The sequence below is a fragment of the Pseudomonas sp. St290 genome (assembly GCF_018325805.1).
GTDB classification, from domain to species: Bacteria; Pseudomonadota; Gammaproteobacteria; order Pseudomonadales; family Pseudomonadaceae; genus Aquipseudomonas; species Aquipseudomonas bijieensis.
Genome location: NZ_AP014703.1, coordinates 5,405,967 through 5,432,060, shown reverse-complemented (window position 1 = coordinate 5,432,060; position 26,094 = coordinate 5,405,967). Strand labels below are relative to the sequence as shown.

At 61.7% G+C, this 26,094-nt stretch carries 18 protein-coding genes and 1 pseudogene; 10 read left to right on the top strand and 9 right to left on the bottom strand.

Going from position 1 to position 26,094, the window contains the following annotated elements; all coding sequences use genetic code 11:
* The first annotated feature begins 81 nt into the window (after nt 1–81).
* Together PBDP_RS23690 and PBDP_RS23685 are read left to right on the top strand one after the other, a co-directional pair.
* A complete protein-coding gene (locus PBDP_RS23690) occupies nt 82–1,503 on the top strand; it encodes an amino acid permease (protein ID WP_109753745.1) in 1,422 nt (473 codons plus the stop codon).
* A gap of 240 nt (nt 1,504–1,743) precedes the next feature.
* Entirely contained in the window at nt 1,744–3,390 is a 1,647-nt protein-coding gene (locus PBDP_RS23685) for a glycosyltransferase family 39 protein (protein ID WP_232201120.1), read from the top strand.
* On the opposite strand, the gene PBDP_RS23680 is transcribed toward PBDP_RS23685, so the two are convergent.
* The 7 genes and pseudogenes from PBDP_RS23680 to PBDP_RS23655 all read right to left on the bottom strand — a co-directional run bounded on the left by PBDP_RS23680 (nt 3,311) and on the right by PBDP_RS23655 (nt 13,522).
* Entirely contained in the window at nt 3,311–4,930 is a 1,620-nt protein-coding gene (locus tag PBDP_RS23680) for an FMN-binding glutamate synthase family protein (protein WP_212801399.1), read from the bottom strand. The genes PBDP_RS23685 and PBDP_RS23680 overlap by 80 nt on opposite strands.
* Before the next feature lie 224 nt (nt 4,931–5,154).
* Entirely contained in the window at nt 5,155–5,589 is a 435-nt protein-coding gene (locus tag PBDP_RS30420; RefSeq protein ID WP_502936880.1) for a sensor histidine kinase, read from the bottom strand.
* A gap of 291 nt (nt 5,590–5,880) precedes the next feature.
* Nucleotides 5,881–5,967, bottom strand: a pseudogene (locus tag PBDP_RS30415) (hypothetical protein); the annotation flags it as partial.
* Between the two features lie 590 nt (nt 5,968–6,557).
* Entirely contained in the window at nt 6,558–8,360 is a 1,803-nt protein-coding gene (locus tag PBDP_RS23670) for a DAHL domain-containing sensor histidine kinase (RefSeq protein WP_212801398.1), read from the bottom strand.
* Nucleotides 8,357–9,316 carry a cytochrome-c peroxidase gene (locus PBDP_RS23665; RefSeq protein ID WP_212801397.1) on the bottom strand — a complete coding sequence of 320 codons (960 nt, stop codon included), beginning with the start codon at nt 9,314–9,316 and terminating at the stop codon, nt 8,357–8,359. The genes PBDP_RS23670 and PBDP_RS23665 overlap by 4 nt, the downstream gene beginning before the upstream one ends.
* 43 nt (nt 9,317–9,359) lie before the next feature.
* The gene (locus PBDP_RS23660) at nt 9,360–11,234 is read right to left on the bottom strand and encodes a two-component system response regulator (protein WP_116833357.1); all 1,875 of its coding nucleotides are present in this window, start codon (nt 11,232–11,234) and stop codon (nt 9,360–9,362) included.
* Nucleotides 11,231–13,522: a GGDEF/EAL domain-containing response regulator gene (locus PBDP_RS23655; protein ID WP_116833356.1), complete on the bottom strand. Its 2,292-nt coding sequence runs from the start codon at nt 13,520–13,522 to the stop codon at nt 11,231–11,233. The genes PBDP_RS23660 and PBDP_RS23655 overlap by 4 nt, the downstream gene beginning before the upstream one ends.
* A gap of 228 nt (nt 13,523–13,750) precedes the next feature.
* Between PBDP_RS23655 and nosR the strand changes: the two genes are divergently transcribed.
* The 4 genes from nosR to PBDP_RS23635 all read left to right on the top strand — a co-directional run bounded on the left by nosR (nt 13,751) and on the right by PBDP_RS23635 (nt 16,905).
* Nucleotides 13,751–15,115, top strand: a complete 1,365-nt coding sequence (gene nosR, locus PBDP_RS23650) for a response regulator c-di-GMP phosphodiesterase, NosR family (protein WP_109753753.1) — start codon at nt 13,751–13,753, stop codon at nt 15,113–15,115.
* A gap of 216 nt (nt 15,116–15,331) precedes the next feature.
* Nucleotides 15,332–15,748 carry an NUDIX hydrolase gene (locus PBDP_RS23645; protein WP_109753754.1) on the top strand — a complete coding sequence of 139 codons (417 nt, stop codon included), beginning with the start codon at nt 15,332–15,334 and terminating at the stop codon, nt 15,746–15,748.
* A gap of 24 nt (nt 15,749–15,772) precedes the next feature.
* Nucleotides 15,773–16,411: a LysE family translocator gene (locus PBDP_RS23640; RefSeq protein WP_109753755.1), complete on the top strand. Its 639-nt coding sequence runs from the start codon at nt 15,773–15,775 to the stop codon at nt 16,409–16,411.
* Entirely contained in the window at nt 16,408–16,905 is a 498-nt protein-coding gene (locus PBDP_RS23635; protein ID WP_109753756.1) for a GNAT family N-acetyltransferase, read from the top strand. Before PBDP_RS23640 ends, PBDP_RS23635 begins: the two co-directional genes overlap by 4 nt.
* A gap of 170 nt (nt 16,906–17,075) precedes the next feature.
* Here the strand turns inward: PBDP_RS23635 and metR are convergent, their stop codons facing one another.
* Nucleotides 17,076–17,993 (bottom strand): transcriptional regulator MetR, encoded by a 918-nt coding sequence (gene metR, locus PBDP_RS23630; RefSeq protein ID WP_060740854.1) that lies wholly within the window; start codon nt 17,991–17,993, stop codon nt 17,076–17,078.
* 107 nt (nt 17,994–18,100) lie between these two features.
* Here metR and metE point away from each other — a divergent pair, with 107 nt between their 5' ends.
* A complete protein-coding gene (metE, locus tag PBDP_RS23625; protein ID WP_212801396.1) occupies nt 18,101–20,413 on the top strand; it encodes a 5-methyltetrahydropteroyltriglutamate--homocysteine S-methyltransferase in 2,313 nt (770 codons plus the stop codon).
* Between the two features lie 237 nt (nt 20,414–20,650).
* Complete coding sequence (locus PBDP_RS23620; protein ID WP_109753758.1) at nt 20,651–21,670, top strand: alpha/beta fold hydrolase; 1,020 nt, start codon at nt 20,651–20,653, stop codon at nt 21,668–21,670.
* A 191-nt stretch (nt 21,671–21,861) separates the two neighbouring features.
* On the opposite strand, the gene PBDP_RS23615 is transcribed toward PBDP_RS23620, so the two are convergent.
* Nucleotides 21,862–22,743: a LysR substrate-binding domain-containing protein gene (locus tag PBDP_RS23615; protein WP_116833352.1), complete on the bottom strand. Its 882-nt coding sequence runs from the start codon at nt 22,741–22,743 to the stop codon at nt 21,862–21,864.
* A gap of 154 nt (nt 22,744–22,897) precedes the next feature.
* Here PBDP_RS23615 and PBDP_RS23610 point away from each other — a divergent pair, with 154 nt between their 5' ends.
* Both PBDP_RS23610 and PBDP_RS23605 read left to right on the top strand, forming a co-directional pair.
* On the top strand, nt 22,898–24,535 hold the full coding sequence (locus PBDP_RS23610; RefSeq protein WP_212802532.1) for a 5-guanidino-2-oxopentanoate decarboxylase: 1,638 nt from the start codon (nt 22,898–22,900) through the stop codon (nt 24,533–24,535).
* The gene (locus PBDP_RS23605) at nt 24,532–25,980 is read left to right on the top strand and encodes an aldehyde dehydrogenase family protein (protein WP_163856935.1); all 1,449 of its coding nucleotides are present in this window, start codon (nt 24,532–24,534) and stop codon (nt 25,978–25,980) included. The genes PBDP_RS23610 and PBDP_RS23605 overlap by 4 nt, the downstream gene beginning before the upstream one ends.
* The last annotated feature ends 114 nt before the right edge of the window (nt 25,981–26,094 follow it).

Here is a 26,094-nt window from a genome sequence, read left to right as displayed (position 1 = left end):
GTTTCGGCAAGGTTGCAGGCTTATCGGCCTGTGGCCTTGGATACTCGGTGGCTAATCCAATAACAAGACGAGGTTATCCCTATGCCTGTCGGCAATCATCTGCCCCATGGCGAGACCGCCCAGGGCGGTCCGCTCAAACGTGAACTCGGTGAGCGGCATATCCGCCTGATGGCGCTTGGCGCCTGCATCGGTGTCGGGCTGTTCCTCGGCTCGGCCAAGGCCATCGAAATGGCCGGTCCGGCGATCATGCTGTCCTACATCATTGGTGGCCTGGCGATCCTGGTGATCATGCGCGCCCTCGGTGAGATGGCCGTGCATAACCCGGTGGCCGGATCGTTCAGCCGCTATGCCCAGGACTATCTTGGCCCGTTGGCGGGCTTTCTCACCGGTTGGAACTACTGGTTCCTCTGGCTGGTGACCTGCGTGGCGGAGATCACCGCCGTGGCGGTGTACATGGGCATCTGGTTTCCCGATGTGCCCCGCTGGATCTGGGCCCTGGCTGCGCTGGTCAGCATGGGTTCGATCAACCTGATCGCGGTCAAGGCCTTCGGTGAATTCGAGTTCTGGTTCGCCCTGATCAAGATCGTCACCATCATCGCCATGGTCATCGGCGGCGTCGGCATCATCGCCTTCGGGTTCGGCAATGACGGCGTGGCCCTGGGCATTTCCAACCTCTGGACCCACGGCGGCTTCATGCCCAATGGCGTGCAGGGCGTGTTGATGTCCCTGCAAATGGTGATGTTCGCCTACCTGGGCGTGGAGATGATCGGCCTGACCGCCGGTGAAGCGAAGGACCCGCAGAAAACCATCCCCAACGCCATCGGCTCGGTGTTCTGGCGGATCCTGCTGTTCTACGTCGGGGCGTTGTTCGTGATCCTGTCGATCTACCCATGGAACGAGATCGGCACCCAGGGCAGCCCGTTCGTGATGACCTTCGAGCGCCTGGGTATCAAGACCGCCGCCGGGATCATCAACTTCGTGGTGATCACCGCCGCGCTGTCCTCCTGCAACGGTGGGATCTTCAGCACCGGGCGGATGCTCTACAGCCTGGCGCAGAACGGCCAGGCCCCGGCCGGTTTCGCCAAGACTTCGGCCAACGGCGTGCCGCGCCGCGCGCTGCTGCTGTCCATCGCCGCGCTGCTGCTGGGCGTGCTGCTCAATTATCTGGTACCGGAAAAAGTCTTCGTCTGGGTCACCTCCATCGCCACCTTCGGCGCGATCTGGACCTGGGTGATGATCCTGCTGGCCCAGCTCAAATTCCGCAAAGGCTTGAGCGCTTCAGAGCGTGCGGCCCTGAAATACCGCATGTGGCTGTACCCGGTCAGCTCGTACCTGGCGCTGGCGTTCCTGGTTCTGGTGGTGGGTCTGATGGCGTACTTCCCCGACACCCGCGTGGCGCTCTATGTCGGCCCGGCGTTCCTGGTGCTGCTGACGGCGCTGTTCTATACCTTCAAGTTGCAACCGACGGGTGATGTGCAGGGTTCGGTGCGTTCAGCTTCGTAAGTGGACGGCGATGTATAGCAAAGCCCCGGTCTGATGATCGGGGCTTTCTCATTGGGACCTTCGAAACCTCCTCAATCTTTCATGAGCGTTTGTGCCTGCGGCGCAGTCAAACGGGGATAAATTCCCTCGCCACGCGTTATGGAGCCACCGGTACCTGTTAGTACCTACAGTAGACCTTGTGCTGGCGCAGAACATAGATTGAACGGCACCAGGCAACGGCCGGTTGGATCGGGAGCGCCCGTGAAAACGTTATGGAACGGTTTTCTCAACAACTCATTGATTCGGCTGGACCGCTCAGCGTTGGCGACCGTGACCATCCTTGCGTTCGTCGTGCGATTTCACGGAATCACGCTGCCCGCTATCTGGTATGACGAGGCTTTCAGCGTACTGCTTGCCCGGCATGAGCCTTGGCAGATCTGGTCGCTTACGGCCCGAGACGTTCACCCACCTCTTTATTACCTCGTGCTGCACTACTGGATTGCTTGGTTCGGTGATGGAGCTTTGGCCGTCAGGTCGCTGAGTGTGATCGCGGATGTGGGTACGGTCTTGCTTGGCATAAAGTTGATGAGCCTGGTTGCTACGCGAAGGGCGACCTGGGTGGCTGCGTTGCTATTGGCGTTGCTGCCCATCTCGGTTCGATACAGCCAGGAAGCTCGGATGTATACCTTGCTCGGATTCTGGTTGATGGGAGCAACCGTTGCATTGGTTTGTTGGGTGAAAGAACCAGGGAAAAAGCGTTTCCCGGTTACCTATGTATTGCTGATGACCGCCGCTTTCTATACCCACTACTTTGCCGCGCTGTGTGTGCTAGTGCATTGGTTTTATTGGTGGTGGGGGCGACCGGGGAAATATCAAACAGTGCTACCCGTGCGGTCCTGGATGTTGGTCAATGGTGTGATTGCGCTGTTGTTTGTGCCTTGGTTGCCGCATTTTATCGACCAGCTATCCGCCAGCTATATGCTCAATTGGATACCGCCTGTCACAGCGCAGGCAGTGCTGAGTCTCGTTTGGCAGTTCATTTTGATGAACGGGTGGCAGACGCAATCATTGCTTGTGTGTGCACTACCTTTGATAGGAGTTGCCGCAAGTGCGGCAATGCTGGTTTGGAAAGACAATACCCCGCTTCGTTTCAGCGGATTACTGATTGGCTATTTTTTTATACCGACTGTCGTCCTTGTGTTGGTGGCATTAGCTATCCCGATGTTTGTCCCTCGCTATCTGGTTTTCGCGGCGGTTGGGGTGCCTTTCGTCGTCGCTGTAGCGCTGGATAGGTTGGCGCGACGAGCTGATGTTCTGGTTTTGACCGGAATGATTGTGCTGGCAGCGGAAGTACTGGGTCTGCAATCGGTATATCGACAAGATGATGGCTTGAATGGTACCGATTTGCGAAGGGATTTCAGGCTCGATGTGCTGGCTGCTGAACTCCAGGAAGTCGTTCGACCAGGCGATGAAATCGTGCTTGAGTCTTTAATCTGGTATTTGCCATTCAGTTATTACAATCAAACAGGTATACGACCAAAGTTTTACGTTCGCCTGCTCCCAAGCGTCGTTTTGGAGGTCGTTGAGCGTGGCGGCTATGCCCTGATTTCTGAAGGCCCCAATTGGATCTATTTCAGCAACTTCCAGCTACTTAAGTGTCATGGGCACAAGCGCTGGTGGGTAGTGGCGCAATCTTTATCTGACATCAAACCGCTGTTGGAGAAGGATTGGGATCAATCCCTCTCCCTTGTGAATAGGCAGATGATTGCTTCTCTATTTATTCTCAAAGCAACACCTGCCTCAACCGAGGCAGGCAATCAAGCCACTATTACGCAGCCACCACCTCCTGCGGCTCAAAACTGTCCGCCCGCGCCATCTGCCACATCCGCGAATAAAACGCCCCATTGACCTCACCCGTCAGCAATTCCCCCGGCTTCAGAAACACATGCAACTGAGAAAACAACTTCACCTCGGTGGCCGACATCCGCCGCACCAGATGCTTGGGCTGCAATTGCGACGGATGCTCGAGCCCGGCGGCGGCGAGCATTTCGGCCAGGGCCTTGAGGGTGTTGCGGTGGAAGTTGTAGACCCGCTGGGCCTTGTCCGGGACGACCAGGGCGCGTTGGCGCAGGGTGTCCTGGGTGGCGACGCCGGTGGGGCATTTGTTGGTGTGGCAGCTTTGGGACTGGATGCAGCCGATGGCAAACATGAAGCCGCGCGCGGCGTTGGCCCAGTCGGCGCCGATGGCCAGGACGCTGGCGATGTCGAAGGCGCTGACGATCTTGCCGCTGGCGCCGAGCTTGATCTTGTCCCGCAGGTTCAGGCCCACCAGGGTGTTGTGTACGAACAGCAGGCCTTCGCGCAGCGGCACGCCGATGTGATCGGTGAACTCCACCGGCGCTGCGCCCGTGCCGCCTTCCTTGCCGTCCACCACGATGAAGTCTGGCAGGATCCCGGTTTCCAGCATGGCCTTGGCGATGCCCATGAATTCCCAGGGGTGGCCCAGGCAGAATTTGAAGCCTACCGGTTTGCCGCCGGACAGCTCACGCAGTTGCTGGACGAACTGCATCAATTCGATAGGCGTGGAAAACGCGCTATGGCGAGACGGTGAAACACAATCCTCGCCCATGAGGATGCCACGGGTCTCGGCGATTTCCCGGGTGACCTTGTGCTTGGGCAGGATGCCGCCGTGGCCGGGTTTGGCGCCCTGGCTCATCTTGATTTCGATCATCCGCACCTGCGGGTTCTGCGCCTGGGCGGCGAAGCGCTCCGGGTCGAAGCGCCCGTCGCTGGTGCGGCAGCCGAAGTAGCCGCTGCCCAGCTCCCAGGTCAGGTCGCCGCCGTGTTCACGGTGGTAGGGGCTGATGCTGCCTTCACCGGTGTCGTGGGCGAAGTTGCCCAGCTTGGCGCCCTGGTTCAGTGCCCGGATCGCGTTGGCGCTCAGGGAGCCGAAGCTCATGGCCGAGATGTTGAACACCGACGCCGAGTACGGCTGGGTGCACTGCGGGCCGCCGACCGTTACGCGAAAACCGTTAGGGTCGCTCAACGGGGCCGGGCGCATGGAATGGCCGATGAATTCGAAGCCGGTCTGGTAGACGTCGATCAAGGTGCCGAATGGTTTGTCGGCGCTTTCGTTCTTGGCCCGGGAATACACCAGTGAACGCTGGGCCCGGGAGAAGGGCAGGGCGTCGCTGTCGGATTCGAGCAGGTATTGGCGGATCTCCGGGCGGATGCCTTCCACCAGGTAACGGATATTGCCCAGGATCGGATAGTTGCGCCGCACGGCGTGACGGCTTTGCAACAGGTCGAACAACCCCAGCAGGCTCAACAGCCCGGTCACCAGCGTGATCGGCCAGAGCCAGTCGTGTTGCAGGAACGGCAGGCTGGCGAGGGTGAAGATGACACAGCCAGCAAAGAAGGCGTAACGACTCAGCAGAGACAGGCTCATACGGTTTCCTTGGGGGTGAGCGATGGGCGAGGCGGTGGAGGCATTCTGCGCTGACAGCGAAACGGCGGGCAACCCTATGGCGAGGGGATTGTCATGGGAGCAGGGCTGTGGGAGCAAAGCTTGCTCGCGATACAGGCGTCTCGGTTTCTGAAGTACCGAGTCGTCCCCATCGCGGGCAAGCCTTGCTCCCACAGCTTCTACAGTGTTCTCACCCCAGGTGTGGCTCAGCTCGCCTGCTTCATCTGCCGCACCGGCAATTCCACGCGGAAGGTGGTGCCGACGCCGACTTCACTGCGTACCGTGATCTCGCCGTTGTGTTTTTTCACGATGCCGTAGGACAACGACAGCCCCAGCCCTGTGCCCTGGCCTATGGGTTTGGTGGTGAAGAACGGGTCGAAGATTTTCTGCAAGGTTTCGGGGGGGATGCCCGAGCCATTGTCGGAGACTTCGATCCACACGGTTTCATCGGCGACGCCGTTGCGCAGGGTGATGGTGCCGCGTTCGGGGCCGATGGCCTGGGCGGCGTTGACGATCAGGTTCATGATCACCTGGTTGATCTGCGAGGGTAGGCATTCCACTTCCGGCAGCGGCGTGTACTCCTTGACCACGTCGGCCTTGTACTTGATTTCATTGGCGACGATGTTCAACGTCGAATCCATGCCCTGCTGTAAATTGGCCATCTGCCATTCCTGGCTGGAATCGACGCGGGAGAAGTCCTTCAGGTCCTTGACGATCTGCCCGACGCGGCCGATGCCATCCTTGGATTCCTTGATCAGCAAGGGGATGTCCTCGACCAGGAAATCCAGCTCCACCTGTTCGCGCAGCTTTCTCAAGTTCACCACCAGCTCCGGCGAGGCGATGGCTTCCTCGGCACTGCCGTAGGCGCTGAGCATTTCCTGGAGTTTGCCGAAGTAGCCGTCCAAGGCCCCCAGGTTGGAAGAAATGAAGCCGATCGGGTTGTTGATTTCGTGGGCCACCCCGGCCGCCAACTGACCCAGCGAGGCAAGTTTTTCCGACTGCACCAGTTGGGTTTCCAGCATCTTGCGTTCGTCGATTTCCATTTGCAGCAGCTCGCTGGCCTGTTTGAACGCCAGGGTCCGTTGTTCCACCAGGTCTTCGAGCTTGTTCATTTTCAATTGCGCGCGAGAGGTCATTTCCCATTTGGTGGTCAGGGTATTGGCCATCTGCTGGACTTCGATGTTGTCGAAGGGTTTTTTCAGGATCAGCAACCGGTCGTGGCCGTTGAGACGGTCGAGCAGTTCATCCCAGGAATAATCCGAATACGCCGTGCAGACCACCACCTGCAACTGCGGGTCGCGCTTCCAGAGTTCTTCGATGGTCTTGGCGCCATCCCAGCCTTCGGGCATACGCATGTCGACAAACGCCAGGGCATAAGGGCGCTCTTTCGCTGCCGCCTCCAGCAATTTGTTCAGGCCTTCCTGCCCGCCATAGGCCGAGTCGAGTTCGAACACGGTGGCGGCAGGTTTCGGTGCTTCGCCGAACAATGCGCTTTCCATGTCCAGCAAGTCGGCGTTGCTGTCATCCTCCGGGGTGAGGATCTTGCGGAAATCTTCATGAATGGCGGGTGTATCGTCGATCAGCAGGATGCGGCGGTTACTCAGGCTGTTCATGGCTCACCTTCTGCGAGTTTCAGGGGCACCTGGAGTTGGAACGTTGCTCCCTTTCCAGGCCCCTCACTGTGGGCGGTGAGGTGGCCGTTCATTTCAATGGCCGCCAGTGCGCAGCTGTGCAGGCCAAAACCGTGGCCTTCCTTACGCGTGGTAAAACCGTGGGCGAAGATGCGCGTCATGTTTTCCTCCGGGATACCTTCGCCTTCGTCCTTGACGCTGATTTGCAAGGTCTCGCCATCGATGACGGCGGCCTTCAGGGTCATGTTCCGCGCATGATTGGAAACCCCAGCCATGGCGTATTTGGCATTACTGATCAGGTTGATCAGGATCAACAGCAAGCGGTGTTTGTCGCCCATGATCCGCGGCACCTCGCCGTATTCCTTGATCACCGTAACATGGTGGCGGGTCAGGGCGCCCGAGTTCATGCGCAAGGCATCTTCGAGCAGTTCACTGACCACCAAGGGTTCCAGCAGGCTGTTGGCCCCGGCATAGGACTGCTGGGTGGAGACGATGTCCTTGATGTGGTCCACGCTCTTGCTCAACTGGGCCAGTTCGTCGATCAGGCCCTGCTGCTCAAGGGCGATGGCTTCGACCAGTTGGTTGAGGTAGCCGGGCAGCAGCTTGCCTTTCTCGTCCTCAGTGAGAAAGTGCCCCAGGTTATCGGCGTGTTCGTTGATCAGTTGCATCGCCTTGCCCAGCCCCACGGCCTTGCTGGTGCGCAGTTTGCGGCTGACCAGGTCGGCGGAGATGTTCACGCTGTTGAGGACGTTGCCGACGTTGTGCAGCACGTTGGTGGCGATTTCCGCCATGCCGGCCTGGCGGGCGGTGTCCATCAACTCGCTCTGGGTGTCCTTGAGCTGGCGGGTGCGTTCTTCGACCCGTTGTTCCAGCTCGTCGTTGGCGGTTTGCAAGGCATTGTTGACCCTTTTGATCTCGGCGAAGCTGCGTACCAGCCGGATCGCCAGCCAGATCAGTATCAATACCAGGATCGTGGCGAACACCAGCAGGTAGACGTGGTTACGCTCGTACTTGACCGCGGCTTTGCTCTGGTCCTTCTCCAGCAGGTCGGTGATGGTGTCCAGGCGACTGGCCACGGGCACCGCTTCGATGCCCTGCAACAGCTCATTGACCCGCGGTTGTTCGCGCAGGATCAGCGCGATGTGCCTGCTCAGGATGTCAACGGGACCTTGAAGCCCCTGCGGCATGCGTTCCTTGTTGACGTCCAGCCTGTTCAGGCCCAGCAGCACTTCGGCAGCGACCTCCGGGGTGCTGAGCTGGGCGAACTCCATGCTGCTGAGCAATAGGTCGTAGGTGTCGATGGCGACGTTTTGCAGCTGCAGCCGCTCGGTGTCGGCCAGCCGGGCGAATTGCGCCTGGATGTCGTCCTCTGCCGTGGGCAGGAAGGCCATGGAGTTGCGCAGCACCGCGTTGTGGGATTTGAACTGCTCCACCAGTCGGGTTTTTTCCTTGACCGCCTTGAGGTACTCGTCACGTTGGGCTTCCCATAGGGACGACTTGTGGCGCCCGGGCTCCGATTCGATGGCGTCGAGACGATGCCACAGGCGTGTCATTTCATGCAGGGGCGAAACCAGGGGGTCGTAGTCGTGGGTCAGGGCGATCCGCGACTTGAGCACCTCGTTGTCCCAGATGGCGTCTTGCTGCTTGAGCTGGCGGATCAGGTCCCGGGACTCAATGTACGAGGCGGCCTGCTGGGCCCCCGAATTGATGTACATGAACAGCAGGACTGAAGCGAGCAACAGGCCGATGAGCGCAAGACCGAGGCGACGGAGAGTTGTCATAGAGGCTTGCCCCCCGATTCACCGGTCAGCGTCTTGAGAAACTCGACGATCAGGGTCGTATCGTTCTTGAGCGGCTCACGCCCCAGTTGGTACTTGAACATCACCTCCACCGCGTGTTCCAGGGTCGGCGCCGACGCATCGTGGAAATACGGCGCGGTGACGGCCACGTTGCGCAGGCTGGGCACCTTGAAAACCTGGCGGTCCGCTTCATCACCAGTGATGTTGAAGCGTCCTTCGTCGGCTCGAGTGGGGTTGCCGCGGTCCTTGATGTAGTCGCCCATGACCCCGAACTTCTGGAACATGTTGCCGCCAATGTTCACACCCTGGTGGCAAGCGATGCAGCCGTACTCCTTGAAACGCTCGTAGCCGAACTTTTCCCGGGGGGTCAGGACGTCGGTGTTGCCCAGCAGATATTGGTCGAAGCGCGAGTTGAGCGTCTGCAAGGTGCGTTCATAATCGGCCAGTGCGTTCTGGATATTGGGCCGGGTCACCCCGTCCGGGTAGGCCTCCTTGAAGTCCTTGGCATAGCCCGGGTCATCGGCGATGCGCTTGACCACCGTTTCCCAGGTATTGTTCATTTCCCTCGGGCTGGTCACCACCGCGTTCACCTGTTCCTCCAGGGTGTCGACGCGGCCATCCCAGAACTGGTGGAAGTTCAGGCCGGCATTGAACACGGTGGGCGTATTGACTTCCACGGGCTTGCCGTCGAAGCCCAGGGAAAACGGTTTGTCGTCGGCGCCACCCTTGTCCAGGCGATGGCAACTGGCGCAGGACAGGGTGTTGTTCACCGACAGCCGTGGGTCGTTGAACAGCCGCAGCCCCAACTGGACGCGCTTGGGGTCCAGGGTCGGAATCGGGGGCAGGGGCTTGAGGGGTTCGTCCAGGGGTTCGGCGTGAGCGGTCACGCTTGATCCCACGAGCAGGCCGAGAGCCAGAATCAGTCCATGTGACGCCATGGGGATGCTTTCCTTGAAACTTTGGTTGATGACACTCAGGTGTTCACGAAAACGGGTTCTGGCGTTTTTCCCACTCGATCATCCAGTCGGCGAAGGCCTGCGGTTCCACGGCCTTGCTGAAGTAATAACCCTGGACCTCCTCGCATTGGTGTTTCTTGAGAAACTCCAATTGCTCGAGGGTCTCCACACCTTCGGCAATGATGTGCAGGTTCAGGCTCTTGCCCAGGCTGATGATGGTGCTCACCAGCTTGGCGTCGTTGCTGTCGATGCTCAGGTCACCGACGAACGACTGGTCGATCTTCAACACATCCACCGGAAATTTCTGCAGGTAGCTCAGGCTCGAATAGCCGGTGCCGAAGTCGTCGATGGCCAGGCGTATCCCCAGTTGCTTGATGGCCTTGAGGATGGCGACCGTGGTATCGACGTTCTGCATCAGTACGCTTTCAGTGATCTCCAGTTCTAACTGTGTCGGGTCCAGGCCGGTTTCCTTGAGGGTGCGGGCAATGCCGTCGACGAAGCCGCGCTGGCGAAAATCGATGGCCGAGATATTCACCGACAAGTACAGCGGCCGCATTCCCTGGGCTTGCCAACGGCAGGCCTGTTGGCAGGCTTCCTGAAGCACCCATTGGCTCAGCGGAACGATCAGGCCACTGTCCTCGGCGACCGGAATGAAATCCGACGGATAGACCAGGCCATGATCCGGCCTGTTCCAGCGTACCAGTGCCTCGACCCCCACCACCTTGCCGCTCTTGAGGTCGAGCTTAGGTTGGTAATGCAACACGAATTCCTTGCGTTGCAGGCCCAGGCGCAGGCCGGATTCGATGGTCTGCTGCTGCCGCGCCCGGCGGTTCATGTCTTCGGTGAAGAAACGGTAGTCGTTAGGCCCGGTTTCCTTGACGTTGCGCATCGCCGTCTCGGCTTTCTTGATCAGCGCCACGGCGTCGAAACCGTCGGTTGGGTACACGCTGATGCCCAGGCTGGCGGTGACGCTCAGGTCATGGCCGTCAATGGGCTGCGGGGTGCTGATGGCCGCCAGCAGTTTTTCGGCCACGCCTTTGGTTTGCTGCGCGTCGACGATGTCCCCCGCGATTACCACGAATTCATCCGAGCCGTAGCGGAACACCGAATCGGATTCACGCACCACGGTTGCCAGCCCCCGGGCCACCCGCTTGAGCATTTCGTCGCCCACCGGATGTCCCAGCGCGTTATTGACGCGCTTGAAACGGTCCAGGCCGATGAACATCACCGCCAGTTGCCGGTCATGTCGGCGACACTGGGCCATTGCCTGGGTCAGGCGATCGCCGAGCAACATGCTGTTGGGCAGCTCGGTGAGCACGTCGTACTGCAACAAGTGAGACACCTTGAGCAGTTCCTGGACCCGCTCTTCAATCGTGCGCTCCAGGCTGCGCATTTTCCTCGCGGCATCCTGGGCCAGTTGCCATTTCCAGGTCATGGCGCTGGCCATCTGACGGATTTCCAGGGTGTCGAAGGGTTTCTTGAGGATCAGCAGTTGGTCGTCGAACTCGATCCGTTCGGACATGGTTTCCCAGGAATAATCCGAGAACGCCGTGCACAGGGCGATTTGCAGGCGCGGGTCGGCTTTCCACAGTTGCTCGATGGTTTGCAGGCCGTCCCAGCCCGGGGGCATGCGCATGTCGGCGAACACCAGCGCATAGGGCTGGCCTTCGGCCTGGGCGCGCTTGACCAGTTCCAGCGCTTCTTCACCCTGATAGGCCGAGTCGATCTGGAATTGCAGCCGGTTGACCTGCGGGGTGCCGAACAGCAGGCTCTCGGTGTCGTCCAGTGAGTCATCGCTGCCGGCGCTGGGGCTGAGGATCTTGCGAAAGTCCTGATGGATCGCCGGCGTATCGTCCACCACCAGGATCCGCCGGTTGGCAGGGACCGACATGGGGTTCATGGATTGCTCTCCGATAGCTGGCTCGCAGGTCGAGTCCAGTGGTCCGTCGCCGGAACGATGGTGCCGGCCTTGAGCAGTTCGGCGGCCTGGCCGCTGTCGACCACGGTACTGAAGTAATGCCCCTGGGCCTGCATCGCTCCGCCACTGGACATCAGCGTAGTGCGCTGCTCCTGGGTCTCGACGCCCTCGGCGATGATTCCGATGCCCACGTCCCGGGCGAAGTTGATGATCGCCCGCAGCGTCGTGGCGTTCTCGGGGTCGGCGTTGGCGCTGTCGAGGAAACGCTGGGCGAGCTTGAGGTGGTTGACCCGGTAGGTCTTGAGGTAATCGAACGAGGAGTACTCGGTGCCGAAGTCATCGATGGCGATCTGCACGCCCAATTCGCAGAGGCGTGGCAAGACGTCGTTGTGGGTCCACTTGGTCTGGGCGAGGGTGGCTTCGGTGACGTCGAAGCGCAGGTCCCAGGGCGCCAGTTCCCAGCGCGCGGTGGTGCGCAGCACATCGTAGATCAGTTCCGGGCCGGTCTTGAGTTGGGTCAGGGACAGGTCGATGGCGATCACCGGTGGCGCCATGCCCTGGTCGCGCCACTGGCGCATCTGTTGGCAGGCCTGGTCCAGCACCCAATGCCCCAGGCCAATGATGATCCCGGTCTTCTCGGCGGCCGGCATGAAGGCCGCCGGCTCCAGCCAGCCACGTTCGGGGTGGTTCCAGCGCACTTGCACGCCCATGCCGAGGATCTTGCCGGTGCCAAGGTCGACTTCCGGCAGATAGTGCAGGTGCAGCTCGTTGTTTTCGACCGCTTGGCGCAGGTCGTTGGCGAGGGCGACCCGGTCGGTAACCTCCTGATTGATCTCCTCGTTATGGAAATGGTACTGGTTGCGGCCCTTTTCCTTGGAACGGTACAGGGCCATGTCGGACTGCGCCATCAGGCTGTCGGCACTCAGGCTCTGCGGGGTGTACAGGGCGATGCCAATGCTCACCGAGATCCGCACATCGTTGCCGTCCAGGGAGTACGGCGCCACGAGGGCATCGCGGATCTTGGCCGCCAGCGCGGCGCAGTGGGTCGCTTCATGGACGTCCAGTTGCAGCAGGGCGAATTCATCGCCGCCCAGGCGCGCCACCACGTCGTTTTCCCGGGTACAGGCCTTGATCCGGGCGGCGACTTCCTGCAACAGCAGGTCACCGATGGGGTGGCCCAAGGTATCGTTGATCCGTTTGAAGTGGTCCAGGTCCAGGTAGAACATGGCAAACGGCGCAGCTCCCCGACGAGCGGCGGCGAAGGCCTGGTGCAGGCGCTCGATCACCGTGGCACGGTTGGCCAGCCCGGTCAGGCCGTCGGTGCGGGCCAGCAGGGCGATCTTCTCTTCGGCCAGCTTGCGCTCGGTGATGTCGAGGATGATGCCTTCCACTTCCAGCAACAGGCCCTGATCGTTGCGCACCGGTATGTAGCGGTTCTCCACCCAGCGGAACGTGTCGTCGCCGGTGCGCATGCGAAACTCGATGGAAGCCCCCGCAGTGTCGCGGTCCAGGACGCGGACCATGGCCTCATGGACTTTGTCCTGGTCGTCGGGGTGGATCAGGGTTTGCGCCCAATCCGGCGCGTTGGTCAGTTGCGCCGCGGAATGACCGAACTTGGTGATGTTGTGGGAGATGTACATCAATGGAAACGGCGGCTCGCCCCGCAGGCGATAGAGAATGGTCGGGCTGTTTTGCACGATGATGTTGGCGTCGGCCAGTTCCCGGGTGCGCTCCTCGACCGCGCGTTCGAGCATGTCCATTTTCAGCGCCGCGTCCTCGGTCATCTGCCATTTGACGGTCAAGGTACTGGCCATCTGGCGGATCTCGATGGCGTCGAAGGGTTTTTTCAGGATGAGCAAGCGGTCGCCCAGGTCCAGGCGATCGGCGATGTCTTCCCAGGAATAATCCGAGTAAGCCGTGCACAGGGCCACTTGCAGCTTGGGGTCGGCGCGCCACAGCCGTTCGATGGTTTCCAGGCCGTCCCAGCCCGGCGGCATGCGCATGTCGATGAACGCCATGGCGAAGGGCTGCCCCTGGGCCAGCGCCGTTTCGACCTTGTTCAAGGCTTCCATGCCCTGGAACGCCGAATCGAGCACGAAACTGGTGCTGGCGACCGCCACCGGCGCGCCGAACAGGGCTTCTTCGGCGCTGCTCAGGTTGTCTTCGGCGTTCATCTGGGGGCTGAGGATCTTGCGAAAATCCTCATGGATGGTCGGGGTGTCATCGACGATCAGGATCCGCCGATTGGTTTTATCCAACGGCAGGCTCATGGCCGTGCACCGTCTTGATGCGGACTATAGAACCCTGGAAACATCTGATATCCCTTTCGCTGGCATGAGTATTCGGCCTGTACATGGCCCTTCATGGGGTACAGCATAGCTGTCTGATCGGGATGCGCTCGTGCACTGATGGCAAATGTGTCTAAATTTTCGCAATCTACTAGCCTGTATTTTGGGGCTAAGGTAGAACGGTTGTCGTGAATTAGGAGGGGGTTTCAAATGGAAGATCAATCGCCGGACGTTCCGGTAAAGAAGCCGACGGTGCTGCTGGTCGATGACGAAGAGTCGATTCTCAATAGCCTGCGTCGGCTATTGCGCAGTCAGCCATACGAAATCCTGCTGGCCGACAGTGGTGCCAAGGCCCTGGAAATCCTCAAGGAACGGCCGGTCGACCTGGTGATGACCGACGCGCGTATGCCGAACATGGATGGCGCCACGCTGCTGGCCGAGATCCGCAAGTTGTATCCATCGACCTTGCGCATCCTGCTCACCGGTTATGCCGATGTGGACATGATGACCAAGGCCATCAACGAGGGGCAGCTTTATCGCTACCTCAGCAAGCCCTGGAACGATGAGGAATTGGTGCAGGCCCTGCGCCAGGCCCTGGCTCACCAGCATTCCGAAAGCGAGCGCCAGCGCCTCGAAGCGCTGAATCGCGAGCAGAACCAGCAACTCAAGACCCTTAACGCCACCCTGGAAAAACGCGTGGCGTCGCGCACCTCCGAGTTGCAGCAGACCGCCGACATGCTCGACCTGGCCTATGACGAGCTCAAGCGCAGTTATGTGACCAGCACCGAGGTGTTTTCGCTGATCGCCAACCTGCGCCTGCCCAAGGCCAAGCAGACCAACCGGCAGATCATCGAGTTGATCAGGGTCTACAGCCGGCTGCATTTCCTCGATGAGTCCACCGACCGCGACCTGACCATGGCCGCGGCGCTCTACAACATCGGTAAGCTGAGCTGGACCGACAACATGATGGTCACGCCCGCCGACATGCTGCACCACACTGAGCTCGAGCTGTACCGCGCCTATCCGAAGCAGAGCGAATCGCTGCTGATGACTCTGGACCCTATGAAGGACGCAGCGCGGATCATTCGCCACCACCAGGAGCGTTGGGACGGCAGCGGTTTTCCCGAGCACCTAAAGGGCGATGCCATTCCGTTCGGTTCGCGGCTGTTGAAACTGGCGGTGGACTTCATCGAGCTGCAACGTGGCTTGATACTCGAACGGCAGATGAACAGTGACGAAGCGCTGGTCTACATCCGCAAATACGCCGGCAAGCTATACGACCCGGACATGATCGAGGACTTCATCAAGGCATGTGGCGAATACCTGGAAGACGTGACCTTGTCGGACCCGACGGTGAAGGTCATGAATACCCGGGAACTGGCGGCGGGCATGATCCTGGCGCGTAACCTCAACGCCGACAACGGCATGCTGTTGCTCAACGCCGGCAAGGTCCTGAGCGCTCCACTGGTGGAAAAACTCATCGCCTTCGAAGCGATGGAGGGGGCCCGGTACAGCGTGTTCGTCAAAATCCCCGAGGAGGCCGACCCTTCGGTGCCGAAGCCGATTTTGGGGTGACAGACCTCTAGCGGTCACTGCGATTCCTTGTGGGAGCGAGCCTGCTCGCGATGGCGGCGTATCAGTTAAAAAAGAAATCGACTGACACTCCGTCATCGCGAGCAGGCTCGCTCCCACAGGGGGCTGTGCGTGTGCCGAAACGGGTGCCAGGCTTTTCTCCCTCCGTCCTGGTCTGTAATCTCCCCGGCATTTCCCCGCCCAAGGCCTTGATCTCCCATGACCACTCCCCTCATCCGTATCGCCGCCGCCCTGCTGCTCGGGTCGGACGGGCGAACCCTGCTGGTGCGCAAGCGCGGCACCCGGGCCTTCATGCAGCCGGGCGGCAAGATCGAGGCCCATGAGCAGCCGGTGCAGGCGCTGGCCCGTGAATTGGAAGAGGAGCTTGGCTTACAGATCGACCCGGCACAGGCCCGGCACCTGGGCGTGTTCAGCGCTCCGGCGGCCAACGAACCGGGGTTCGTCGTGCAGGCCGAGGTGTTTTTGCTACGCATCGACGCGCCGGTTTCGCCGGCTGCCGAGATTGAAGAGATTTGCTGGATCGACCCGGCCGGTGACAATGATCTTGTGCTGGCACCGTTGACAGGCGAGGTGATCCTGCCGTTTTATCGAGCGACACATCTCGCCACCTGCTGATTCACGCCTCAAGGACTGATGCTCATGATTCCACTGCCGGACCTGTTGATTTTCGCCGCCGCCGCGTTGCTGATGGTACTGACGCCTGGCCCGAACATGATTTACCTGATCTCCCGTTCGATCTGCCAGGGCCGCAAGGCCGGCGTCACCTCCCTGCTGGGAGTGGTGGCGGGGTTCTTCGTGCACATGTTCGCCGCCGCCGCCGGGTTGACGGCGGTGTTCCTGGCGGTGCCCGTGGCCTATGAGTTGTTGAAATGGGCCGGTGCGCTGTACCTGTTGTGGCTGGCCTGGCAGGCCGTGAAGCCCGGCGCGCGTTCGCCCTTCGAGGCCCAGCAATTGCCTGCGGACTCGACGCGCAAGTTGATCACCATGGGGTTTCTCACCAGCGCGCTGAATCCCAAGATCGCGGTGTTCTATCTGTCGGTGTTCCCGCAGTTCATCAGCCCGGAACACGGTTCACTGTTCACCCAGAGCATTGTCCTGGGGCTGACCCAGATCAGCGTCAGTTTCAGCGTCAACCTGTTGATTGCCCTGTTCGCTGCCGGTATTGCCTCGTGGTTCGTCCACAACCCGACCTGGCTGGCGGCGCAGCGTTACTTCATGGGGTTTGTGCTCGGTGCGCTGGCGTTGCGCCTGATGTTTGAGCAACGGCGTTCGGCGTGAGCATCCGACGGTTGCGGGCCGGCGATGCCCAGGTGTATCGCCAACTGATGCTCCAGGCGTACGCCCTGCATCCGCAGGCCTTCACCTCCAGCGTCAACGAGCGGGCGAAGTTGCCCATCAACTGGTGGGAATCGCGCCTGGGCAGCCGGTTCGATGTGCTGCTGGGGGCGTTTGTCGAGCAAGCGTTGGTCGGCATCGTCGGCCTGGCCCTGGAGCCCCGGGAAAAAGCCCGGCACAAGGCGTTGCTGTTCGGCATGTACGTCGCCGATGAGCATCGCCATCGCGGGCTCGGCTACCAACTGGTGCAGGCCGCCCTCGACGAAGCCCGGCGCTATCCCTTTCTGCGCCTGGTGCAACTGACCGTCACCGCCGGCAACGACCCGGCGGTCAAGCTCTACCAGCGCTGCGGCTTCGTCCTGTACGGCCTCGAGCCAATGGCGATCCGCGTGGACGACCAATACCTCGACAAAATCCACATGTGGCTCGAGCTCTAATCCCTGTGACCATGACCGTTGCGCTTTTGTGGCGAGGGGATTTATCCCCGTTGGGCCGCGAAGCGGCCCTAAAGCAGTGAACTCAATCTTCCTGACACACCGAGTTGCCTGCCTTGGGGGCTGCTTCGCAGCCCAGCGGGGATAAATCCCCTCGCCACAAAGGCCGCCAGTCAGCGCACAGCACTGACCCCATCCAATGTCGAAAACGAGGTGTCCTTGGCCGTCAGCAGAAAATCGCGCATGTACGGCGCGTCGAGCATGTCGGTCCGCACTGCCGCATACAACGTGGCAAACAAGCCTTTCTCCCCCAGCCGCTTGGCTTTCACGTAACCCCGCGAGCTGTATTCATGCAGGGCCCAGTGCGGCATGCCGCACACGCCACGGCCGCTGGCCACCAGTTGCATCATCATCACCGTCAATTCAGAGGTGCGGACCTGGGCCGGTTCGATGTCGGCCGGTTCCAGGAAACGGGTGAAGATGTCCAGGCGGTCGCGCTCCACCGGGTAGGTGATCAGGGTTTCGCTGATCAGGTCCTCGGGCACGATGTAGGGCTTGCCCGCCAGCCGATGCTGGTTGGCGACGGCGAGCATCGCTTCGTAGGTGAACAACGGCACGTACGTGATACCGGCCAGCTCCAGCGGGTCGGAGGTCACCACCAGGTCGAGGTCGCCCCGGGCCAGGGCCGGCAATGGAGCGAAGGCGAAGCCCGAGGCCAGGTCCAGTTCGACTTCCGGCCAGGCATCGCGGAACTGGTCGATGGTCGGCATCAACCACTGGAAGCAGCTATGGCACTCGATGGCCATGTGCAGGCGCCCGGCGGTGCCGCCAGCCAAGCGGGCGATGTCCCGTTCAGCACTGCGCAGCAACGGCAGGGCGGCATCGGCCAGTTGCAACAGGCGCAGGCCGGCGCTGGTGAAGCGCACGGGCTTGGTCTTGCGCACGAACAACTGCATGCCCAGGCGCTCTTCCAGTTCCTTGAACTGGTGGGAGAGGGCGGACTGGGTCAGGTGCAGGCGTTCGGCGGCTTCGACCAGGCTGTCGGCTTCGCGCAAGGCGTGCAGGGTCTTGAGGTGACGGAGTTCAAGCACTGTGGGCTCCATGAGTAAAACTTGTGATCAACACGAAAAGGTTGAGTTTGTCTCATGTGGGCCGTGCTGTCGACAATGGCGCCATCTTTTATAGGAGGACGCACATCATGGCCCTGGCCCACACCCTCGGTTTTCCCCGCATCGGCGCCGACCGCGAACTGAAAAAAGCCCTCGAAGCCTACTGGAAGGGCGACCTGGCCCCGGCCGCGCTGCAAGCGGTGGGACGCGAACTGCGGGCCCGGCACTGGCAATTGCAGAAAGACGCCGGCATTGACCTCCTGCCCGTCGGCGACTTTGCCTGGTACGACCAGGTGCTGGGCCATACCTTGACCCTGGGCGCCGTCCCACAACGTTTCCACGGCACCTTGAATGCCCAGGGCCGACCGACCCTCGACACCCTGTTCGCCATGGCCCGTGGCGCCACGGCCAGTTGCTGCAATGCCGACCACGGCCAGGCGCAATACGCCCAGGAGCTGACCAAGTGGTTCGACACCAACTACCACTACCTGGTCCCGGAATTTTCCGCCGACCAGACCTTCGCCCTGAGCTGGGAGCAGTTGTTCGATGAAGTGGACGAGGCCCATGCCTTGGGCCATCAGGTCAAACCGGTAATCATCGGCCCGTTGACCTACTTGTGGCTGGGCAAGGCCAAGGGTGCGGATTTCGACAAGCTCGGCCTGCTGGAGCGTCTGTTGCCGGTCTACGGGGAAATCCTCAATCGGCTCAAGGCTCAGGGCGTGGAGTGGGTGCAGATCGACGAACCGATCCTCACCCTCGACCTGCCCCAGGCCTGGAAAAGCGCGTTCGAGCGTGCCTATCACATCCTCCAGTATTCGCCGCTGAAAAAACTGGTGGCGACTTATTTCAGTGGCCTGGAAGACAACCTCGGCCTGGCGGTGAGCCTGCCGGTGGACGGCTTGCACATCGACGCGGTGCGCGCCCCGGAACAATTGGGCCAGGTGCTGGACCGCCTGCCGACCTACAAGATTCTCTCGGTGGGCCTGGTCAATGGTCGCAACATTTGGCGCTGCGAGCTGGAACAGGCGCTGGCGCAACTGCAACCGGCCCAGGAGCGCTTTGGCGACAACCTCTGGGTCAGCACTTCGTGCTCGCTGTTGCACAGCCCGGTGGACCTGGAACGCGAAGACCGGCTCGATCCGGAACTCAAGAGCTGGCTGGCCTTTGCCGTGCAGAAGTGCGGTGAGGTGGCGGTGTTGCGCGATGCGCTCAACGATCCACAGGCCCCGGGTGTACAGCAGGCCCTGGCCGTCAGCCGTGACGTGCAGACCGGTCGCGCCAGCTCGACGCGCATTCATAAAACCGAGGTTCAGGCGCGCCTGGCGGCCATCGGGCCACAGGACAGCCAGCGGTGTTCGCCGTTTGCCAAGCGCATCGAGGAGCAGCGTGCCCGGCTGAAACTGCCCCCTTTTCCCACCACCACCATCGGCTCCTTCCCGCAGACCCCGGCGATCCGCCTGGCGCGTCAGGCTTATAAGCAAGGCAAGCTGTCGGCCAACGATTATCAGGATGCCATGCATACCGAGATCCGCCATGCCGTGCAGATCCAGGAGCGCCTGGGCCTGGATGTGCTGGTGCACGGTGAAGCCGAGCGCAACGACATGGTGGAATACTTCGCCGAGCAACTGGACGGCTACGCCTTCACCCGTTTCGGCTGGGTGCAGAGCTATGGCTCGCGTTGCGTGAAGCCGGCGATCATTTATGGAGACATCAGCCGACCGAAAGCCATGACCGTCGACTGGATCCGCTACGCGCAAAGCCTGACCGACAAGGTCATGAAAGGCATGCTCACCGGTCCCGTGACCATGCTGATGTGGTCGTTCCCCCGCGAAGACGTGTCGCGCCAGGTCCAGGCCCGACAACTGGCCCTGGCCCTGCGCGACGAAGTGCTGGACCTGGAAAAGGCCGGGATCAAGATCGTGCAGATTGACGAGGCGGCGTTCCGCGAAGGCCTGCCTTTGCGTCGCGGGCAATGGCAGGCGTACCTGGACTGGGCCGTGGAGGCCTTCCGCTTGAGCGCATCGGGCGTGGGCGACGAAACCCAGATCCATACCCACATGTGCTATAGCGAATTCAACGACGTGATCCAGGCCATCGCCGACATGGACGCCGATGTCATCACCATCGAAACCTCGCGCTCGGACATGGAACTGCTCGACGCGTTCGAGGCCTTCGACTACCCCAATGACATCGGTCCGGGCGTCTACGACATCCACTCGCCACGGGTGCCGGACACCGCCGAGATGATCGCGCTGATGAGCAAGGCAGTGAAACGAATCGCGCCTGAGCGGCTGTGGGTCAACCCTGACTGCGGGCTGAAAACCCGGGGCTGGCCGGAGACGGAAGCGGCGTTGGTGAACATGGTGGCGGCGGCGCGGCAGTTGCGTAGCCAGTTGGCCTGAAACCGGTACCTTGAGCCGGGACTTGTGGGAGCAAAGCTTGCTCGCGATGAAGCCAACGCGATCTCTCTGGAATCGAGGTGCCTGTATCGCGAGCAAGCTTTGCCCCCACAGATACATCCTTTGCGCAGGCAACCACTCGGCAATCTTCATCAAACTGTCACGCAACTGTGGCAGCGCGCTTGAACAAACTTCATCAGACTCGCGCTCTACTGGGGTTCTGCGTTTCGGTGTTTCTTCATGCGTGTATTCATTTTCCTGGCCGCGTTGTTTTTCGGCCTGCCGTCGATGGCGGCGTCTCGTTGTGATGTCAATGTTGCGACCCAACGGGTCGATCTGGATCAGGTGAGCCTGGCCTACCAGAGCGTTGGCCGTGCTTCCGATCCGGCATTGCTGCTGGTGATGGGCCTGGGCGGGCAGTTGATCCATTGGCCGGATGAAGTGGTGGTCGCCTTGTGCGAGCAAGGTTTCCGGGTGATCCGCTACGACAACCGCGACGTCGGCCTGTCCACCTGGCGCCAAGCGCCCGGCAGCGCCAACCTGACCTTCGAAGCCCTGCGTTACAAGCTCGGCTTGCCCGTGGCCGCGCCTTATACCTTGACCGATATGGCTGACGACGGGCTGGGGTTGATGGACGCCTTGCAGGTGCAAAGCTTCCACGTGTTGGGTGTGAGCATGGGCGGGATGATCGCCCAGCACATGGCCGCCATGGCGCCGCAGCGGGTCGAAAGCCTGACCCTGATCATGACCAGTTCCGGTGCCGAAGGCCTGCCCGCACCCAGCGCCGCGCTGGTGCAGTTGCTATCGCGACGCAGTGCGCCGAATCGCGAAGCGGCATTGCAACAACAGGCCGACCTGCTGGCCGCGCTGGGCAGTCCGATGGTGGTGGATGATCGCCAGGTATTGCTGCATCAGGCTGCCGTGGCCTATGACCGGGCCTTCAATCCCGAAGGCGTGAAGCGCCAGATCATGGCGATCATGGCCGAGCCGAGCCGGGTGGCGCTGCTCAACCAACTGCGGGTGCCGACCCTGGTGGTCCACGGCACCGCCGACCCGTTGCTGCCGGTGATGCACGGCGTGCACTTGGCGGCGCACATCCAAGGCAGTCAATTGAAACTGATCCCGGGCCTGGCCCATCGCTTCCAGGATGCATTCAAGGCACCGTTGCTGGGGGCGGTTTTGCCGTACCTGCAGCAGCACCGCGAAGACACTTCGCACTGGGCGCAGATCGAGCCGGTGCAGGCGCCGAATCTGCTCTGATGGCACCTTCTTTTTAAAGGACTGGGCTTTTGTGGCGAGGGAGCTTGCTCCCGCTGGGCTGCGCAGCAGCCCCTAGGGTTCAGCCCGAGGCATCAAGGTGGCTGGGTAGATTATGGGGTTGCTTTGCAACCCAGCGGGAGCAAGCTCCCTCGCCACAGTTTCATTCACCTTTGAAGGGGGAGGGTCAGCCTCTACCGCGCTTGAGCCTGCTCCACCAACCACCCCATCAATTCCTGCAACGGCCCCGATGACTCGGGCTTGCGCGGGTGCACCAGGTGATAGCCCAGCCCGGTCTGGACCTTCAGCTCGAACGGCATCACCAGCCTGCCGGCGCTCAGGTCGTCGCCGATCAACGACCAGTCGCCAATCGCCACGCCTGTGCCCTGGGAGGCCATGGACATCGCCAGGTCCAGGGTTTCGAAGTGCTGGCCCTTGCTGACATTGCTCAAGTGCACATCGGCCGCTTCCAGCCAGGCGTTCCAGTCGCGCTCGTCACGGGTGGGGTGCAACAGCAGGTGTTGTTGCAGGTCGGCGGGTTCACGCAGAGGTACGGAGCCTTCCAGGACCGGGCGAGAACAGACAGGCGTCAGTTGTTCATCGAACAGGTGCAGGCACGCCAATGAGGCATCGGGTGGCGGACCATAGATCACCGCGGCGTCGAAGGCTTCACGCTGGAAATCCACACCGTGCCTGACCGTGGTGGTCAGCTCCACCGGTACGTCCGGCCGTTCCTTCTGCCATTGCAACAGGCGTGGCAGCAGCCAGCGCATCACACAGGTCGGGGCCTTGAGTTGCAGGGTCTGGCGCTTTTCGCCGATCTGCTCCACCGCTTCGCCGATCAGGCTGAACACCTGCTGCACCCGTGGCAGCCACGCCAGGCCCTCGGCGGTCAGGCTCAGGCCGCGCGCCTGGCGCTGGAACAGCGCATAACCCAAATGATCTTCCAGCCCGGCGATCTGTCGGCTCACCGCGCCCTGGGTGATGTGCAGCTGCTCGGCGGCCCGGGTGAAGTTGCAGCACTGGGCCGTGATCAGAAACGTATGGAGCGCCGGCAGCGGGGGAAGTCGTTTCATTTCGGATCCAAGCCATGACGTGAGGACATGGCTAGTATGACTTTTTATCCATTGTTGCCGCTATGGTCAGACCGTTCCAATAACGCCATTCCCCAAACAAAAAGGGACCCGCCGCGTGCTGTGCGGAGCCCTTTACAAGAAAAAGGCAATGGCAATGGCGACGTGTGGCGAAGTACTGGTCAAGTTACTCGAAGGTTATGGCGTGGAGCAGGTGTTCGGCATCCCCGGCGTGCACACCGTCGAGTTGTACCGCGGGCTGGCCCGTTCCAGCATCCGCCATGTGACCCCGCGTCACGAGCAGGGCGCAGGCTTCATGGCTGACGGCTACGCGCGGGTCAGCGGCAAGCCCGGCGTGTGCTTCATCATCACCGGCCCCGGCATGACTAACATCACCACCGCCATGGGCCAGGCCTACGCCGATTCGATCCCGATGCTGGTGATCTCCAGCGTGCAGTCGCGCAACCAGTTGGGTGGCGGGCGCGGCAAGTTGCATGAATTGCCGAACCAGAGCGCGCTGGTGAGCGGGGTGGCGGCGTTTTCCCACACGCTGATGTCCGCCGCTGAATTGCCTGGCGTGCTGGCCCGGGCTTTTGCCTTGTTCCAGGCCGGGCGGCCGCGACCGGTGCATATCGAAATTCCGTTGGATGTTTTGGTCGAAGACGCTGACGCTTTGCTCGCCAGCACACCGGTGAGCATCAGCCGTGCTGGCGCTGCACCGAGTGCCGTGGAGCAAATGACGGCCATGCTGGCGTCGGCCAGGCGGCCCCTGATCCTGGCCGGTGGTGGCGCCCTCGACGCGGCGACCGAATTGACCGAACTGGCCGAACGCCTCGGCGCGCCCGTGGCGTTGACCATCAACGCCAAGGGGATGCTACCGTCCCGGCATCCCCTGCTGATCGGCTCCACCCAGAGCCTGGTCGCTACCCGCGCCCTGGTGGCCGAGGCGGATGTGGTGCTGGCGATCGGCACCGAGCTGGCCGAAACCGACTACGACATCACCTTTGCTGGCGGCTTCGAGATCCCCGGCGCGTTGCTGCGTATCGACATTGACCCGGACCAGACCGTGCGCAACTATCCACCGCGCTTGGCCCTGGTGGCCGACGCACGCACGGCTGCCCGGGCTCTGCTCGACGAGTTGAACGCGCAGCCCTTGGCCGAGCGCTGCGGCGATTGGGGCCCTGCACGCGCCGCGCGGTTGCGGGCCGATCTGGAGGGCGGCTGGGACGCTGCGACCCGCGCCCAGACGCTGTTTCTCGACAGCGTTTTGCAGGCGTTGCCCGACGCGGTATTCGTCGGCGACTCCACCCAGCCGGTGTACACCGGCAACCTGACCTTCAACCTGGAGCGGCCACGTCGCTGGTTCAACTCGTCAACCGGCTACGGCACCCTCGGCTACGCCTTGCCGGCGGCTATCGGCGCCTGGCTCGGCGGCAAGGACCTGGGCCACGGTCGCCCGGCGGTGGTGTGCCTGATTGGCGACGGCGGCTTGCAATTCACCCTGCCGGAGCTGGCCAGCGCCGTGGAGGCGCGCACACCGGTGATCGTGCTGCTGTGGAATAACCAGGGCTACGAAGAGATCAAGAAATACATGGTCAACCGCGCCATCGAACCGGTGGGCGTGGACATCTACACCCCGGACTTCATCGGTGTCGCCAAGGCGTTGGGCTGCGCGGCCGAAGCCATCGACGGCGTAGCGCAACTGCATACCGCATTGCTCGCCGCTTGCGATCGGCAGGGGCCGACGTTGATCGAAATCGACCAGGCAACCTGGATGACGCAGGTGTCGAAATGAATTTCCCTACCACGCAAGACGGGCTGTACATCAACGGTGAGTGGTTGGCCGGCGATCAACCGTTGCGGGTGATCAACCCGGCGACCGAGGCGCTGCTGACCACTGTTTATGGCGGCGACGAACACGCCGTCGATCAGGCCTTGGACGCCGCTACCCAGGCTTTCGGCCCATGGTCGAACACTTCTGGCAGCGAGCGCGGCGCGCTTCTGCGCCGTATCGCCGCTGGCGTGCGGGAGGCCCGTGAGCGGTTGATGCACCTGCAATCGAGCAACAACGGCAAACCGTTGTTCGAAGCGGCCATCGATGTCGACGACGTGGTCGCCACCTTCGAGTATTACGCCGAACTGGCCGAAGGCCTCGACGCCCGCCAGGACAGTCCGCTGGCCTTGCCCAGCGCTGATTTCAGCGCACGCCTGCGCCGCGAACCCTGCGGTGTGGTCGGCTTGATCGTGCCGTGGAATTTCCCGATGGTCACCACCGCCTGGAAACTCGCCCCGGCCCTGGCTGCCGGCTGTTGCGTGGTGCTCAAGCCCTCGGAAGTCACGCCGCTGCCGGAGCTGGAACTGGCATCGATCATCGCCGGCTGCGGTTTGCCCGACGGGGTGTTCAACCTCGTCTGTGGCACCGGCCTGGCAGTCGGGGCGCCGCTGGCGGCGGACCCGCGGGTGGCGAAGATTTCCTTCACCGGCAGCAATGCGGTGGGTGTGCAGGTGATGCAGCGAGCGGCGGAAACGGTCAAGGGCGTGAGCCTGGAGTTGGGCGGCAAATCGTCCTTGCTGGTGCTGGCCGATGCCGATCTGGACCTGGCGGTGGAACTGGCCTGCGGTGGCGGTTTCTTCAATGCCGGGCAGATGTGTTCGGCCACCAGCCGCGTGCTGGTCGCCGATGAACTGGCCGATGAATTCCTGCAACGGCTCAAGACCCGCGCCGAGGCGATCCGCGTGGCCGACCCGTTCGATCCGGACGTGGAGATGGGCGCGCTGGTCAACCAGGCGCAATACCAGCGGGTGCTGGGGCACATCGACCGAGGCTTGAGCGTCGGGGCGACGCTGGTGTGCGGTGGACAGCGTCCCGCGCATCTGTCGCGCGGCTTTTTTTTACAGCCGACCATCTTCACTGACGTGCCCCTGGACAGTGCGTTGTGGTGCGAGGAGATCTTCGGGCCAGTGCTGTGCGTACGCCGTTTCAGCACCCAGGCGCAGGCCATCGCCCTGGCGAACGACAGCCGTTTCGGCCTGGTAGCCAGCGTGGTCAGCCGTGATACGACGGCCGCCGAGCAGGTGGCCAACGCGTTACAGGCAGGGCTGGTGTGGATCAACGCACCCCAGGTGATTTTCCCCCAGGCGGCGTGGGGGGGTTACAAGCAGAGCAGTCTCGGCCGTGAATTGGGGCCTTGGGGCTTGGCGGCGTTCCAGGAAATCAAGCATGTGGTCCGGGCGGTCTGACGGCACGTTATCAGGTCACGCATGCCTCGAAAAAAGGCATGCGCGGGGAACATGGCTTCAATGAGTTTTTTTCGATAGTCAGGGATTTTGCACAACCTCAGGATGGCCGCAGGC